The sequence below is a fragment of the Dietzia sp. 111N12-1 genome (genome assembly GCF_001658045.1).
In the GTDB taxonomy this organism is placed as follows: domain Bacteria; phylum Actinomycetota; class Actinomycetes; order Mycobacteriales; family Mycobacteriaceae; genus Dietzia; species Dietzia kunjamensis.
On record NZ_LSSV01000024.1, the window covers coordinates 77,663 to 92,792 of the forward strand.

The window sequence follows — 15,130 nt, forward strand, 5'->3', positions numbered from 1 at the left end:
ACAGTGCGAATTGCGCAGTCCTGGCTGACCGAGATCCTGCAGCGGGCCAACGACGGCTGGTCCGTCAGCCCGGCCGAGCTCGACGCCGGTTTCGTGCGCGTCGGCCTCGAGGTGGAGGGTGAACCGGAGCAGTTGCCCGAGATCGACGGCCCGCTCACCATCGGCCGTGTCAGCACCATCGAGGAGCTGGAGGGCTTCAAGAAGCCCATCCGCTTCTGTCTGGTCGACGTGGGCGGTGACGAGCCGCAGCAGATCGTGTGCGGCGCCCGCAACTTCGCGGAAGGCGACCTGGTCGTCGTCGCCCTACCGGGCACCGTCCTGCCGGGCGGGTTCGAGATCGGCAAGCGCAAGACCTACGGCAAGCCGAGTGAGGGCATGATCTGTTCGGCCTCCGAGCTGGGGATCGGCTCCGACCACAGCGGGATCATCGTCCTCGCCGAGGGCACCGCCGAGCCCGGGGTCCCCGCCGGCCCGGTGTTGGCCGCGGGTGCCGGCGAGCGGGACACCGTGATCGAACTCAACGTGACGCCGGACCGTGGCTACTGCCTGTCGGCCCGTGGTCTGGCCCGCGAGCTGGCGTGCGGGTTCGACCTGGATTTCGCCGACCCGGCGGTCGAGCTCGGGCTGCCGTCGGAGAAGGAGGCCTGGCCGCTCGAGGTGACCGCCGAGTCCGGTGCCCAGCGGTTCGCCCTGCGCCGGGTCACCGGAGTCGACCCGTCCGCGCGGACCCCGTGGTGGATGGCGCGCCGCCTGCTGCTCTCGGGCGTGCGGCCGATCTCCCCGGCCGTCGACGTCACCAACTACGTCATGCTCGAGCTGGGTCATCCCATGCACGCGTTCGACGCGGGGCGCCTGCAGGGCGGGCTCGTCGTCCGTCGGGCTCGCGCGGGGGAGGCCCTCACGACCCTCGACGACGTCGAGCGCACGCTCGATCCCGAGGACGTCGTCATCTGCGACGACCGCGGCCCGATCTCGTTGGCGGGCGTCATGGGCGGTGCGAGCACGGAGGTCTCCGACGACACGACCGACGTCCTGCTCGAGGCCGCCGTGTGGGACACCCTCGCGGTGTTCCGGACCATCCGCCGCCACAAGCTCCCCAGCGAGGCGGGCAAGCGTTACGAGCGTGGGGTCGACGCCGCCGCGTCGATCGCGGCGTTGGACCGCGCGGCCACCCTGCTCGCCGAGATCACGGGTGGCTCCGTGGAGGCTTCTCTCACGGACGTCGGCTCGGCGCCCGTGATGCCGACGATCGCGTTCGATCCCGAGCGCCCCTCGCGGGTGGCGGGGGTCGGGTATCCGGCGGGGACCACGCGCCGCCGTCTGGAGCAGATCGGGTGCACCGTCGCCGGCGATGACGCGGTGTTGCTGGAGGTGACCGCCCCGGCATGGCGCCCCGACCTGACCCTGCCCGCGGATCTGGTCGAGGAGGTGCTTCGCCTGGAGGGACTGGAGAACATCCCGTCGGTGCTGCCCACCGCGCCCGCCGGTCGCGGACTCACCGCGTTCCAGCGCGGCCGCCGTGCCGTGGGGCACGCCCTGGCGGCGGCCGGGCACGTCGAGGTGCTCACGTCGCCGTTCTGTGACCCGTCGGTGTTCGACGCCATGGGACTGGACGACGACGACGAGCGCCGCAGCACCATGGCCGTGGTCAATCCCCTCGAGAGCGACAAGGCTCATCTGGCCACCACGCTGCTGCCCTCGCTGGCCGAGATCGCCCGCCGCAACATCACGCGCGGGGCCCGCGACCTCGCGCTCTTCTCGGTCGCGCAGGTGTCCTTCCGGACGCCGACGACGTCCGGGGTCGACATGCTGCCGGTCGATCGGGAGCCGACCCCGCAGGAGCGGGACAGCCTGGCGGCGTCGCTGCCCGACCAGCCGCTCCACGTGGCAGCCCTCTACACCGGTAGGCGCGAGCCGGGCGGGCACTTCGGCCCCGGCAGGGAGGCCGACGCCCTCGACGCGGTGGAGGCGGCGAGGATCGTCGGGCGGGCCCTCGGGGCCGAGGTCGAGGTGCGGGCGGCCGAGCGCGCGCCGTGGCACCCGGGTCGCTGCGTGGAGGTCCTGGTCGATGGTGGCGACCGCGACGCCGGGCCGGGTGAGATCGTGGTGGTCGGTCACGCCGGTGAGCTACACCCCGCGGCGTGCGAGCGGCTCGGGCTCCCGGCGCGCACGTGCGCGGTCGAACTGGACCTCACCGCGATCGGCGCCCGGGAGGTGCTGCCGGCCCCGACCATCTCGTCGTTCCCGTCCGTGAACCAGGATGTGGCGCTCGTCGTGGACGTGGCCGTGCCCGCTGCACAGGTCGAGGCTGCACTCCGCTCGGGAGGCGGGGAGCTGCTCGAGAGCGCGCGACTGTTCGACGTCTACACCGGCGCCCAGCTCGGGGACGGGCGTAAGTCCCTCGCCTACGCGTTGACGTTCCGTGCCGACGACCGCACCCTCACGGAGGACGAGGCGAGCGCATGGCGCACGGCCGCCGTCGAGGCGGCGGAGAAGGCCGTGGGGGCGAGCCTGCGTGGCTGACGGTCGACGCCCCGCCGGTGCACGGGTGCCGCGGGTCCTGTGCATCGCGGGCACGGACCCGTCCGGCGGCGCCGGGCTGCTCGCCGACACCAAGGCCGTCGCCGCGATGGGCGGGTACGGAATGGGTGCCGTCACCGCGGTCACGATCCAGAACACCGTCGGGGTGACCGGGGTGCACGCCGTGCCCGTCGACGACGTGATCGCCCAGCTCGACGCCGTCGCTAATGACGTGACGATCGACGCCGTCAAGATCGGCATGCTCGGTGAGGCCGCTCTGGTGGAGGCGGTCGGCGACTGGCTTCGTCGTCGTCGTCCACCCCACGTCGTCCTCGACCCGGTGATGGTGGCCACCACCGGAGGCCGGCTGGCCAGTGAGGACGCGGCGCGGATGCTGCGGGACCTCGTCCCGCTGGCGGACCTGGTGACGCCCAATGTCCCCGAACTCGCGGTGCTGTGTGGCGGCGAGCCCGCGGAGCACATCGAGACGATCGTCGGGCAGGCCGAGCTCGTGCACGAGCAGACCGGCTGCGCGGTGCTCGCCACCACGGGCGATCTGGACGACGGCAGTGCGGAGGACGTGCTGGTGGAGTCCGAGGGGGACCGACGCACGACGCTGCGTCTGCCGTTTGTCCGCGTCGACACCCCGCACACGCACGGCACCGGGTGTTCGTTGTCCTCGGCGCTGGCCACCGCGCGGGTGGGGGAGAGGGACTGGGAGGCGGCCTACCGCCGCGTCCGCCCGTGGATCGACGGGGCCCTCCACGGCGGTCTCACCCTGGAGGTCGGCCGCGGTTCCGGCCCGCTCGACCACACTTGGTTCCTGCACCGCTGACCTGGGACGGCGCGGCCGTCCGCACCGACTGTGTCGTACACCTGTGCGAGTATCGGTTCCGCCGAACGGCCGAGACGATCAGGAGCAGACAGTGAACACCTCCCACAACACCTCCCACAACACCTCCCACAACACCTCGCAGGGCACCTCTCAGAGCCGATCGCAGGACGGGCACGAGGGCGCCGGGCCCCCCTCGTCAGAGAAGGCGTTGGACAGGGTCCGCAAACTCTTCGCCAAAGCCGAGAGCGTGGCGGGCACGCCCGAGGCCGAGGTCCTGCTCGAGCGTGCCTACGCCCTGCTCGCCAAGTACGGCGTCGACGAGGCGCTCGCGCGGACCGGTCCGGATACCGCCGCCGCCGAGGTGGCGGTCATCGACCACGTGATCTCCGGGAGCTATCAACCCGACCAGGTGGGACTGGTGGCCGCCCTCGCCGCCGCGATGCACTGCCGGGCCGTCACGTCCGCCCGCGGCGACGGCACCCGGGTCGTGCACATCGTGGGGGTTCGCCGCCACGTCGAGCGGGTGGGCATGCTCGCCGGGGCCCTCACCGGGGTCATGCTCGCCGCAGCGGCCAGACAGCGGCCCTCCCCGGGTGTCTCCGCGGTCACCCACCGCAAGTCGTTCATGACCGGTTTCGCCTTCGAGGTGGGGCGGAGACTGGAGGCCGCCGAGCGGGGCGCGGTGGCCGAGAGCCGGGACGCCGCGGGCGCCGGGCTCGTCCTGCGGTCCGACTCGCAGCGGGCGGAGACCGAACTCCGTCGGCGCTTCCCGACCGCCGTCCGCGGTGCCCGCAGGCGGGTCGGTACGTCCGGGATCGAGGAGGGGCGTCGGGTCGGTGGCTCGGTGGATCTCGGCCAGCGCCGCTTCACGGGCGGCCGCCGGCAGATCGGGGCCTGACCCCGCACGCGGGGCGCCGGGCGGCGGGGCGTCGGACGGCGGGGGGCGGGGCAAGGGGCGCGGCTCGCCGGGCGAGATGCAAAACATTGCAAAGTGGTGCATACTCGTGCGTATGGCAATCACGGTGGCGGTCGCAGGTGCTTCGGGTTACGCGGGCGGGGAATTCCTCCGACTCCTACTCGGGCACCCGTCCTATGCGGCGGGGGAGTTAAAGATCGGCACGCTCGCCGCCGGGTCGAGCGCCGGACAGACGCTCGGGGAGCACCACCCGCACCTGCTGCCCCTCGCCGACCGCGTCCTCGCGGAGACCGAGGCGGAGACGCTCGAAGGCCACGACGTCGTGGTGCTGGGGTTGCCCCACGGGCATTCCGCGGCGATCGCCGAGCAACTGGGGCCGGACGTCCTCGTCGTCGACCTCGGGGCGGACTTCCGACTGGTGGACGCAGAGGACTGGACGGCGTACTACGGCTCCGAGCACTCCGGTACCTGGCCGTACGGTCTCCCGGAGCTCCCCGGGGCGCGTGAGGCGCTGCGGTCCACCCGCCGCGTCGCGGTCCCGGGGTGCTTCCCCACGGGCGCCACGCTCGCGCTGTTCCCGGCCGTTGCGGCCGGCCTCGTCGACGCCTCCGCCATCACGATCGTCTCCGTGACCGGAGCGTCGGGCGCAGGCAAGGCCGCCAAGGTCCCGATGCTCGCCGCGGAGGTCATGGGCTCGGCCAAGGCGTACGGCGTGACCACCCACCGGCACACGCCCGAGATCACCCAGAACCTTCGTGCGGTCACCGACGCGGAGGTGTCGGTGAGCTTCACCCCGGTTCTCGCCCCCATGGCCCGCGGCATCCTCACCACCGCGGTGGCGCCCACGACCGCGACCGCCGGGGAGCTCCGGGCGGTGTACGCCGAGGCGTTCGGAGACGAGCCGTTCGTCCACGTCCTGCCCGCGGGCGTGCAGCCCATGACCGCCTCCGTGCTCGGATCCAATGCGGTGCAACTCGGCGTCGAGGTCGACGAGCGCGCCGGCCGCGCGGTGTTCACCGCGGCGATCGACAACCTCGCCAAGGGCACCGCCGGGGGCGCGATCCAGTCGATGAACCTCGCGCTCGGACTCCCCGAGACCGCCGGACTCAGCACCGTCGGCCTGGCCCCGTGACCGCGGACGCCCTGGCGGGCGCCACCTCCAGAGGCCGGGTCCACGGTCTCGAGATGTGGTGGGCCCCGGAGGGAACCCATGCGATGTTCTGGGTCGCCCCCGCCGGCTCGACCGGCATCCTCAACGTCCACGGTGACGGGGCGGACGCGGTGGAACTGCGGTGGAGCACCCTGAGCGCCGAGATCCCGTCCACCCGCGCGGTCGTCCTGCTCGACGGCCCCGGCGTCGGAGACCCCGGCGCGGACTTCACGGCCGCGCACGAGGTCGCCGAGAACGTCGCCCGGTTCGTCAGCACGAGATCGGGTGTCGAGGCCGGCCCGATCGAGGTGCTCGTCTTCCGGCCTGACACCGATCACGCGCCGTGGCCGGAACCCGCACCGACGGCGGACGGAGCCGAGTTCCGTTTCCGACACCGCGGTGGCGCGGACGTCCGACTCGCCCTGACCATTCCCGACCAGCCCGGAGAGGCCTGACATGACCACCGAGATGAACGACGGCTCCACGCAGCTGACGCCGTTCGTCCGCGCGCACGTGCTCGCCGAGGCGCTGCCGTGGCTGCAGAAGTTCCACGACAAGATCGTCGTGGTCAAGTACGGCGGTAACGCCATGGTGGACGACGACCTCAAAGCGGCGTTCGCGGCGGACATGGTGTTCCTCCGCACCTGCGGGCTCAAGCCCGTGGTGGTCCACGGGGGCGGGCCGCAGATCACCTCCATGCTCGGTCGTCTGGGCATGGAGGGCGAGTTCCGCGGCGGGTTCCGGGTCACCACCCCCGAGGTCATGGACATCGTCCGCATGGTCCTGTTCGGCCAGGTCGGACGCGAGCTCGTCGGTCTGATCAACGCCCACGGCCCCTACGCGGTCGGGATCTCCGGAGAGGACGCGGGACTGTTCACCGCGGTTCGCCGGACAGCGATGGTCGACGGGGAACCCACCGACATCGGCCTGGTCGGCGATGTGCAGTCCGTCGACCCGCGGGCCGTCCTCGACCTCATCGAGGCGGGCAGGATCCCCGTCGTGTCGACCATCGCGCCCGACTCCGACGGAACCGTGCACAACATCAACGCCGACTCCGCGGCCGGGGCGCTCGCAGCGGCCCTGGGTGCGGAGAAGCTGATCGTCCTGACCGACGTCGAGGGGCTGTACACCGACTGGCCGGACCGCTCGTCCCTCGTGACGCATCTCGGTACCGAACCACTCGAGCGGCTCCTCCCGTCCCTCGAGAGCGGGATGGTGCCCAAGATGGAGGCCTGTCTGCGGGCGGTCCGGGGCGGGGTGCACGCAGCCCACGTCATCGACGGCCGCGTCGAACACTCGGTGTTGCTCGAGATCCTCACCGAAGGGGGCATCGGGACGATGGTCACCGAGGGCCACCACGAAACCAGGTCGCCGGCAGGAGTCGAGAAATGAACGACACGCACACCGTCACCGACACCCCGACCCTCACCGCGCGGTGGGACGACGCGCTGATGCGCAACTACGGCACCCCGCCGCTCGAGCTGGTCTCGGGCAGTGGCGCGACGCTCACGGGCGCCGACGGTCGTGAGTACGTCGACCTGCTCGGCGGGATCGCCGTGAACTCCCTCGGACACGGCCACCCGGCCGTGGTCGACGCGGTCAGTCGCCAGGTCGCCGAACTCGGGCACATCTCCAATCTGTACGTCCACCCCAGGGTGGTGGAGCTGGCCGAACGCCTCGAGTCCCTCTTGGCGGTGGACCAGCCGGTCCGGGCCTTCTTCTGCAACTCGGGAGCCGAGGCCAACGAGGCCGCGTTCAAGATCGCCCGGCGCACGGGCCGGTCCCGGATCCTCGCCGCGCAGAACGGCTTCCACGGCCGGACGATGGGGGCGTTGGCGATGACGGGCCAGCCCGCCAAGCGCGCGCCGTTCGAGCCCATGCCACCCGGGGTCGAGTTCTTCCCCTACGGCGACATCGACGCCCTGACCACGCTGGTGGAGCTGGCTCCGGGCGAGACGGCCGCCGTCATCATCGAGCCGCTCCAGGGCGAGGGCGGCGTCGTCGAGCCCCCCGAGGGGTTCCTCGCCGACGTGCGCGCCCTGTGCACCGAGCACGGCGTCCTCATGATCGTGGACGAGGTCCAGACGGGGATCGCCCGTACCGGTGCGATGTTCGCCTGCCGCAAGGCCGGGGTCGTGCCCGACGTGATCACCCTCGCGAAGGGGCTCGGTGGTGGCCTGCCGATCGGCGCGTGCCTCGGCGTCGGCGCCGCGGGCGAACTACTCACCGCCGGGCAGCACGGCACCACCTTCGGCGGTAACCCGATCTCGTGCGCCGCCGCTCTCGCCGTACTCGACACGATCGAGTCCGATGACCTCGTGGCGCACGTCGACCGCCTCGGCAAGATCATCGCCGCCGAGATCGAGTGCCTCGACCACCCACTGGTCGACCACGTGCGCGGACGGGGCGTCCTGCTCGGGATCGTGCTCACCGCGCCCGCCGCCAAGGCGGTGGAGGAGGCGGCGCGCGGAGCCGGGTACCTGGTGGGTGCCACCACGGCGGACGTGGTCCGCCTCGCACCACCGCTCATCCTCACCGAACAGCAGGTCGCCGAGTTCGTGTCCGCGCTGCCCGGGATCCTCGACACCGCGTCGTCCACCATCGCAGCCCAGAAGGAGTCCTCGTCATGACCGGCCCGACCGTCAGCTCATCGACCGCGTCGACCGCGACCTCCACCCCTGCGGTCCGTCACTTCCTCCGCGACGACGACCTCAGCCCCGCCGAGCAGGCCGAAGTCCTGGACCTCGGGTTGAAGCTCAAGGCCGAGCCGTTCTCCGCCCGACCCCTGGAGGGCCCGCGGTCTGTCGCGGTCATCTTCGACAAGACCTCCACCCGCACCCGGTTCTCGTTCGACGCCGGGATCGCGGAACTGGGCGGGAACGCCATCGTCGTCGAGTCCGGCTCCACCCAGATGGGCAAGGGGGAGACCCTCTCCGACACCGCCCGGGTGATGTCGCGCTACGTCGAGGCGATCGTGTGGCGCACCTACTCCCAGGACGGCCTCGTAGAACTCGCCGCCCACGCGGACGTTCCCGTCGTCAACGCCCTGAGCGACGAGTTCCATCCGTGCCAGATCCTGGCCGACCTGCTCACCATCCGGGAGAACTTCGGCCGCACCGAGGGACTCCGGGCGGTGTACCTGGGGGACGGGGCCAACAATATGGGCCACTCCTACCTCCTCGGGTTCGCGACCGCGGGTATGCACATCACCATCGCGGCCCCCGAGGGGTATCAACCCACCGGTCAGGTGGTCGCCGACGCCGAGCGGATCGCCGCGGAGACCGGTGGTTCGGTGACCATCACGACGGAGGTCGACCGGGCTGTCGACGGCGCCGACGTCCTCATCACCGACACCTGGGTCTCGATGGGCATGGAGGACTCGGCCACGCAGCGACTGCGGGACCTCGCCGACTACCAGCTGGACCGGGCGTCGGTGGCCAGGGCCTCGGACGACGTCATCGTGCTGCACTGCCTGCCCGCCTACCGGGACAAGGAGATCGCCGCCGAGGTGATCGACGGCCCCCACAGCCGAGTCTTCGACGAGGCCGAGAACCGACTCCACGCCCAGAAGGCGCTTCTGGTCTGGCTACTGGAGCGATCGTGACCGCCGTCGGCAGCGTCAGCAGGACGGCCCGGCACGCCCGGATCACGGAGATCCTGCGTCGCCGACCGGTGCGCAGTCAGACCGAGCTCGCCGAGGCGTTGGCGCAGGAGGGTATCGCCGTGGCGGTGGCCACCCTCAGCCGGGACCTGGACGAACTCGGCGCCGTGAAGCTCCGCGCCGCCGACGGAGGCGCCGGCCGCTACGTGATCCCCGAGGACGGCAGCCACGTGCCGGGAATCCCCGGTGGGACGGACCGCCTGGGCAGGCTGATCGCGGACCTGCTCGTGTCCGCCGACCACAGTGCCAATATCGCGGTCCTGCGCACTCCTCCCGGGGCGGCCAACTTCCTCGCCAGTGCCCTCGACCGGGCCAATCTGGATGACGTCGTCGGGACCATCGCGGGGGATGACACCATATTCGTGATGGCCCGCGAACCCGTCACCGGAGCTGAACTCGCCGACCGACTGGCCGGACTGGCACGGCGCCAGATCTGACCGGCCCCGCGCACACCGAACCACCCCGAACAGACCCCACACATCAAGGAGAACACCATGTCCGATCGCGTCGTCCTCGCCTACTCCGGCGGACTCGATACCTCCGTCGCCATCAGCTGGATCGGTCAGGAGACCGGTGCCGAGGTCGTCGCCGTCGCCATCGACCTCGGTCAGGGTGGTGAGGACATGGACGTCATCCGGCAGCGCGCACTGGACTGCGGAGCCGTGGAGTCGGTGGTCGTGGACGCCCGCGACGAGTTCGCCGATGACTACTGCGCTCCCACGATCAAGGCCAACGGCCTGTACATGCGCGAGTACCCGCTGGTCTCGGCGATCTCGCGTCCGCTCATCGTCAAGCACCTGGTCACCGCGGCCAAGATGCACGGCGGGACCTCCGTGGCGCACGGCTGCACGGGTAAGGGCAACGACCAGGTCCGCTTCGAGGTCGGTTTCGGGGCGCTCGCGCCGGACCTCGACGTGATCGCGCCGGTCCGTGACTACGCCTGGACCCGTGAGAAGGCCATCGAGTTCGCCGAGCGGAACGAGATCCCGATCAACGTCACCAAGAAGTCGCCGTTCTCCATCGACCAGAACGTCTGGGGCCGTGCGGTGGAAACGGGCTTCCTCGAGGATCTGTGGAACGCCCCGACCAAGGACGTCTACGACTACACCGAGGACCCGACCATCAACTTCGCCGCCCCCGACGAGGTCACGGTGACCTTCTCCGAGGGCGTGCCGGTCGCGATCGACGGCCGCAAGGTGAGCGTGCTCGAAGCGATCGAGGAGCTCAACCGTCGCGGCGGCGCGCAGGGCGTCGGGCGCCTCGACATGGTCGAGGACCGCCTGGTGGGCATCAAGAGTCGCGAGGTCTACGAGGCGCCGGGCGCCATGATCCTCATCACCGCCCATAAGGCACTCGAGGACGTCACCCTCGAGCGTGAGCTCGCCCGCTACAAGTCCGGCGTGTCCGACACCTGGTCCAACGCGGTCTACGACGGTCTGTGGTTCTCGCCGCTCAAGTACGCCCTGGACGCCTTCATCGACAACACGCAGCAGCACGTGTCCGGTGACATCCGGATGGTCCTGCACGGCGGCTCGATCACCGTCAACGGCCGTCGTTCCGACTCCTCGCTCTACGACTTCAACCTCGCCACCTACGACGAGGGCGACTCGTTCGACCAGAGCTACGCGAAGGGCTTCGTCAACCTGCACGGCCTGAGCTCCAAGATCGCCGCCAAGCGGGACCTCGGCCTGTGAGTGCGGAGCAGGGCGACTCCGGGCGCCACGGCACCAACACGGGCTCCCTGTGGGGAGGTCGGTTCTCCGGCGGGCCGTCGGAGGCCATGGCCGCGCTGAGCAAGTCCACCCACTTCGACTGGGAGCTGGCCCCGTACGACATTCGCGCGTCCAAGGCCCACGCCCGGGTTCTGCACCGTGCGGGTCTGCTCACCGGTCCCGACCTGGACGCCATGCTCGACGGGTTGGATCGCCTCGCCGCGGACGTCGATTCGGGGGCGTTCGTCCCGGCGCAGTCCGATGAGGACGTGCACGGCGCCCTCGAGCGCGGCCTGATCGAGCGGGTGGGGCCCGAGGTGGGGGGCCGGCTGCGAGCGGGCCGGTCGCGCAACGACCAGGTGGCGACCCTGTTCCGCATGTGGCTCCGCGACGCCGTGCGGGCGGTCGCGGCGGGGGTCCTCGATGTGGTCGACTCGCTCGTCGGCCAGGCGGACGCCCACCCCGAGACGGTGATGCCGGGCAAGACGCACTTCCAGGCCGCGCAGCCGGTCCTGCTCGCCCACCAGTTGCTCGCGCACGCCCAGCCGTTGCTGCGCGATCTGGACAGGATCCGTGATCTCGACCGTCGTCTGGCGGTGTCGCCGTACGGATCGGGTGCGCTGGCGGGGTCGTCGTTGGGGTTGGACCCGGACGCGATCGCCGCCGAGCTCGGTTTCGACCGGGCGGCCGACAACTCGATCGACGCCACGAGCTCCCGCGATTTCGCCGCCGAGGCGTCGTACGTGCTGGCGCAGATCGCGGTCGACCTGTCCCGCCTGGCGGAGGAGATCATCGCCTGGTCCACGCCCGAGTTCGGGTACGTGACGTTGGCGGACGAGTGGTCGACGGGCAGCTCGATCATGCCGCAGAAGAAGAACCCTGACGTGGCGGAGTTGATGCGCGGGAAGACCGGTCGACTGATCGGTAACCTGACCGGCCTGCTGGCGACCCTCAAGGCGCAACCGCTGGCCTACAACCGCGATCTGCAGGAGGACAAGGAACCGGTCTTCGACTCGGTGGCGCAGCTGGATCTGTTGCTGCCGGCCATGGCCGGCCTCGTGGCCACCCTGGAGTTCCATCCGGAGCGGCTCGCCGAGCTCGCTCCCGCCGGGTTCACCCTGGCCACCGACATCGCGGAGTGGATGGTCCGGCAGGGCGTCCCGTTCCGGGTCGCCCACGAGGCGGCGGGGGAGTGCGTCCGTGTGGCCGAGAACCGCGGTGTGGGGCTCGACGAGTTGGACGACGACGAGTTGGCGGCCGTGGACCCCGCGCTGACGCCCGAGGTGCGCGAGGTCCTCACCGTCACCGGTTCGATCGCGTCGAGGAACGCCCGGGGCGGCACCGCGGGCGAGGCGGTGGCCGCGCAGCGCAGGCGGCTGGGCGAGATCCGCGACGAGTTCGCGGGCTGGGTAGGGTGAGCGCCATGTCCGTCATCGACGCACGTCTGCTCGAGATCCTCGCCTGCCCCGAGGACAAGGGCCCGCTCCTGCTCGCGGGATCGGAGACGCTGTACAACCCGCGTCTGCGCCGGGCCTACCGGATCGACGACGGCATCCCCGTGCTGCTGGTCGACGAATCCCGGCAGGTGGACGACGCCGAGCACGCGGAGCTGGTCGCCCTGGCAGGTGGAGGCACCGAGGGGTGAGTTCCCCGGACGACCGGACAGGCCCCGCCGTCGGCACCGATACCGATCGGTTCCGGTTGCTGCTGCGGGAGTCATCGCCTGACACCGCGGCCCGGGCTCTGCTCGGAGGGATCCTGTCCCACGGCGCGGTCTCGGTGAGGATCATGGAGGTCGAGGCCTACGGCGGGCCACCGGAATCCCGCTTTCCCGACGCGGCCGCTCACACCTGGCCGGGCCCCACCCCCCGGAACGAGGTCATGTTCGGGGACGCCGGTCATCTGTACGTCTACCTGAGCCACGGGATCCACCAGTGCGTGAACATCACGTGCCGGCCCGCCGGGGAGGGCGGGGGAGTACTGCTCAGGGCGGCCCGCATCGCCGGCGGCCACGAGATCGTGGACTCCCGCCGGCCCGGCGTCCCGGCCGAGCGGGCCGCCCGCGGACCCGGCAATCTCGGCAGCACCCTGGGCATCGACCTCACGATGAGGGGCATCGACGTGCTCGACTCGTCGTCGTCGGTCCAATTCCGCCCCGACCCGGTCCCCGGGCACCACATCAGGTCCGGTCCGAGGGTCGGGGTCTCCCGCGAAGCGGACCGCCCGTGGAGGTTCTGGGTGGCCGGCGCGCGGGAGGTCTCCGCGTACCGACGCAGCCCACGGGCCCCGCAGCTGACCCGCCCCGTGGTGGCCGGACACGCCGAGTGAGGGACAATGTCCGTCGTGACCAACAACATCCTCGATGAACTGCAGTGGCGCGGGCTGATCGCCCAGTCGACAGACCTCGATGCGCTCCGGGCGCACCTCGACGAGGGCGCCGTGTCGCTCTACTGCGGGTTCGACCCGACCGGGCCGAGCCTGCACGCCGGTCACCTCATCCCGCTACTGACCCTGCGCCGGTTCCAGTTGGCCGGACACCGGCCGATCGTTCTGGCAGGCGGCGCCACCGGCATGATCGGTGACCCCCGCGACGTGGGGGAGCGGGTCATGAACACCTCCGACACCGTGGCGGAGTGGACCGAACGGATCGCCGGGCAGCTCGAGCGGTTCGTCGACCTCACGGAGGGCCCCGCGGGGGCGCGGGTCGTCAACAACATGCAGTGGACCGGCCACATGACGGTGATCGAGTTCCTCCGCGATGTCGGCAAGCACTTCTCGCTGAACACGATGCTGGGTCGGGACACGGTCAAGCGTCGGCTGGAGGGGGAGGGGATCTCCTTCACCGAGTTCTCGTACATGCTCCTGCAGGCCAACGACTTCCTGCAGTTGCGCCGCAACATGGGGTGCACGCTGCAGCTCGGGGGGTCCGATCAGTGGGGCAACATCGTCGGCGGAGTGGATCTGAACCGCCGGGTCGACGGGGAGCCCGTGCACGCGATGACCGTTCCTCTGGTGACCTCATCGGACGGGAAGAAGTTCGGGAAGTCGACCGGAGGCGGGAGTCTGTGGCTCGATCCAGCGATGACGAGCCCGTACACCTGGTACCAGTACTTCCTCAACACCGCCGATGCCGATGTGGTGCGGTACCTGCGGTGGTTCTCCTTCCTCGGTAGGGAGGAGATCGACGAACTCGAGGAACTCACCCGGGAGAAGCCCCACATGCGGGCCGCGCAGAAGCGACTCGCCGAGGAGATGACCACCCTGGTGCACGGGGTCGCCGCCACCGAGTCCGTGCAGGCCGCCGCGCAGGCACTCTTCGGCAGGGGAGAGTTGACCGGCCTCGACGAGGCGACGCTGGCGGCGTCGCTGGAGGATGCCGGCGCTGTCGAGATCGCTCACGGTGAGCCCGCCACGATCGTCGATCTCCTGGTGGCCTCCGGTCTCTGCGACAGCAAGGGGGCGGCGCGGCGTGCGATCGGGGAGGGCGGCGCGTACGTCAACAACGAGCGCGTCTCGGATCCGGAATGGACGCCGACGGCCCCCGATCTCCTCCATGGTTCATGGCTGGTGCTCCGCCGGGGGAAGAAGAACTTCGCCGGGGTCAGGATCGCCTGAGTCCCGAGGATCGTTGACAGCGCCGGTGATCCCGGCGCTGTCGGCGTTTCGGCGGGTTACCTGCGGGTTTGCGTTTTCGTTCACGTCTGCGTAACTTATTGGAAGTCGCCGAGAGCGGCCCGGGCCGAGAGGCCGGGGACGCCGAGGAGACAGGCTCCGAACAGCAGGAAGATCCCGCCGGTTTGACCCGGTGAGACCGGATAGCTAACATGGAGAAGTTGCCCTCGAGAGAGTGGCAGCGGCGCCGCGAGGCGGGAAAGCAGACCGGATTGTGAATCGGAACGCGAACCTGTTACGCTGGTGGAGTTGCCCTCCTCGGGAGGGCAGCGAAGATCACCCCGGTTGAGGCGAGGCGAACAGCCCCGCGGAGACGGTGTGTGGGTGTTGTTTGAGAACTCAACAGTGTGTTTTGTTTGTGATAGTGCCAAATTTTTTGTTTGGTTGCGACCCTTTCACATCCCTGTCGTGGGGGTCGCGTTTTTGTTTGAACAGCCAGTTTTTGGTTTGTTTTTGCTTGGATTGTGCTTTTCGTAGTGCTGAGAAGCTTTTATGGAGAGTTTGATCCTGGCTCAGGACGAACGCTGGCGGCGTGCTTAACACATGCAAGTCGAACGGTAAGGCCCCTTCGGGGGTACACGAGTGGCGAACGGGTGAGTAACACGTGGGTAATCTGCCCTGCACTTCGGGATAAGCCTGGGAAACTGGGTCTAATACCGGATAT

The 15,130-nt window shown here is 70.4% G+C and carries 14 protein-coding genes and 1 rRNA gene; all 15 read left to right on the forward strand.

The features are described 5' to 3' along the window. The first annotated feature begins 3 nt into the window (after positions 1 to 3). Entirely contained in the window at positions 4 to 2,523 is a 2,520-nt protein-coding gene (pheT, locus tag AYO52_RS05050; protein WP_067714076.1) for a phenylalanine--tRNA ligase subunit beta, read from the forward strand. Beyond that, positions 2,516 to 3,355 (forward strand): bifunctional hydroxymethylpyrimidine kinase/phosphomethylpyrimidine kinase, encoded by an 840-nt coding sequence (gene thiD, locus AYO52_RS05055; RefSeq protein ID WP_067714077.1) that lies wholly within the window; start codon positions 2,516 to 2,518, stop codon positions 3,353 to 3,355. The genes pheT and thiD overlap by 8 nt, the downstream gene beginning before the upstream one ends. 91 nt (positions 3,356 to 3,446) lie before the next feature. Continuing rightward, positions 3,447 to 4,253 (forward strand): DUF2786 domain-containing protein, encoded by an 807-nt coding sequence (locus tag AYO52_RS05060; protein ID WP_082923786.1) that lies wholly within the window; start codon positions 3,447 to 3,449, stop codon positions 4,251 to 4,253. 112 nt (positions 4,254 to 4,365) lie between these two features. Next, on the forward strand, positions 4,366 to 5,403 hold the full coding sequence (gene argC, locus AYO52_RS05065; RefSeq protein WP_067714078.1) for an N-acetyl-gamma-glutamyl-phosphate reductase: 1,038 nt from the start codon (positions 4,366 to 4,368) through the stop codon (positions 5,401 to 5,403). After that, entirely contained in the window at positions 5,400 to 5,876 is a 477-nt protein-coding gene (locus tag AYO52_RS05070) for a hypothetical protein (protein ID WP_067714079.1), read from the forward strand. The genes argC and AYO52_RS05070 overlap by 4 nt, the downstream gene beginning before the upstream one ends. A gap of 1 nt (position 5,877) precedes the next feature. After that, the gene (gene argB, locus AYO52_RS05075) at positions 5,878 to 6,813 is read left to right on the forward strand and encodes an acetylglutamate kinase (RefSeq protein ID WP_067714080.1); all 936 of its coding nucleotides are present in this window, start codon (positions 5,878 to 5,880) and stop codon (positions 6,811 to 6,813) included. Next, on the forward strand, positions 6,810 to 8,051 hold the full coding sequence (locus tag AYO52_RS05080) for an acetylornithine transaminase (RefSeq protein WP_067714083.1): 1,242 nt from the start codon (positions 6,810 to 6,812) through the stop codon (positions 8,049 to 8,051). Before argB ends, AYO52_RS05080 begins: the two co-directional genes overlap by 4 nt. Beyond that, positions 8,048 to 9,025, forward strand: a complete 978-nt coding sequence (gene argF, locus AYO52_RS05085) for an ornithine carbamoyltransferase (protein ID WP_067714086.1) — start codon at positions 8,048 to 8,050, stop codon at positions 9,023 to 9,025. The genes AYO52_RS05080 and argF overlap by 4 nt, the downstream gene beginning before the upstream one ends. Beyond that, positions 9,022 to 9,519 (forward strand): arginine repressor, encoded by a 498-nt coding sequence (locus AYO52_RS05090; RefSeq protein ID WP_082923787.1) that lies wholly within the window; start codon positions 9,022 to 9,024, stop codon positions 9,517 to 9,519. The genes argF and AYO52_RS05090 overlap by 4 nt, the downstream gene beginning before the upstream one ends. Positions 9,520 to 9,576: 57 nt before the next feature. Beyond that, positions 9,577 to 10,776, forward strand: coding sequence for an argininosuccinate synthase (locus AYO52_RS05095; protein WP_067714089.1), 1,200 nt, complete (start codon positions 9,577 to 9,579; stop codon positions 10,774 to 10,776). Beyond that, positions 10,773 to 12,212: an argininosuccinate lyase gene (gene argH, locus AYO52_RS05100; RefSeq protein ID WP_067714091.1), complete on the forward strand. Its 1,440-nt coding sequence runs from the start codon at positions 10,773 to 10,775 to the stop codon at positions 12,210 to 12,212. The genes AYO52_RS05095 and argH overlap by 4 nt, the downstream gene beginning before the upstream one ends. 5 nt (positions 12,213 to 12,217) lie before the next feature. Further along, positions 12,218 to 12,439: a Trm112 family protein gene (locus tag AYO52_RS05105; RefSeq protein ID WP_067714095.1), complete on the forward strand. Its 222-nt coding sequence runs from the start codon at positions 12,218 to 12,220 to the stop codon at positions 12,437 to 12,439. A 56-nt stretch (positions 12,440 to 12,495) separates the two neighbouring features. Next, the gene (locus tag AYO52_RS05110) at positions 12,496 to 13,122 is read left to right on the forward strand and encodes a DNA-3-methyladenine glycosylase (RefSeq protein WP_067714140.1); all 627 of its coding nucleotides are present in this window, start codon (positions 12,496 to 12,498) and stop codon (positions 13,120 to 13,122) included. Between the two features lie 6 nt (positions 13,123 to 13,128). Beyond that, a complete protein-coding gene (gene tyrS, locus AYO52_RS05115) occupies positions 13,129 to 14,409 on the forward strand; it encodes a tyrosine--tRNA ligase (RefSeq protein WP_172812119.1) in 1,281 nt (426 codons plus the stop codon). A gap of 546 nt (positions 14,410 to 14,955) precedes the next feature. Next, positions 14,956 to 15,130: ribosomal RNA gene (locus AYO52_RS05120) — 16S ribosomal RNA — on the forward strand; the annotation flags it as partial.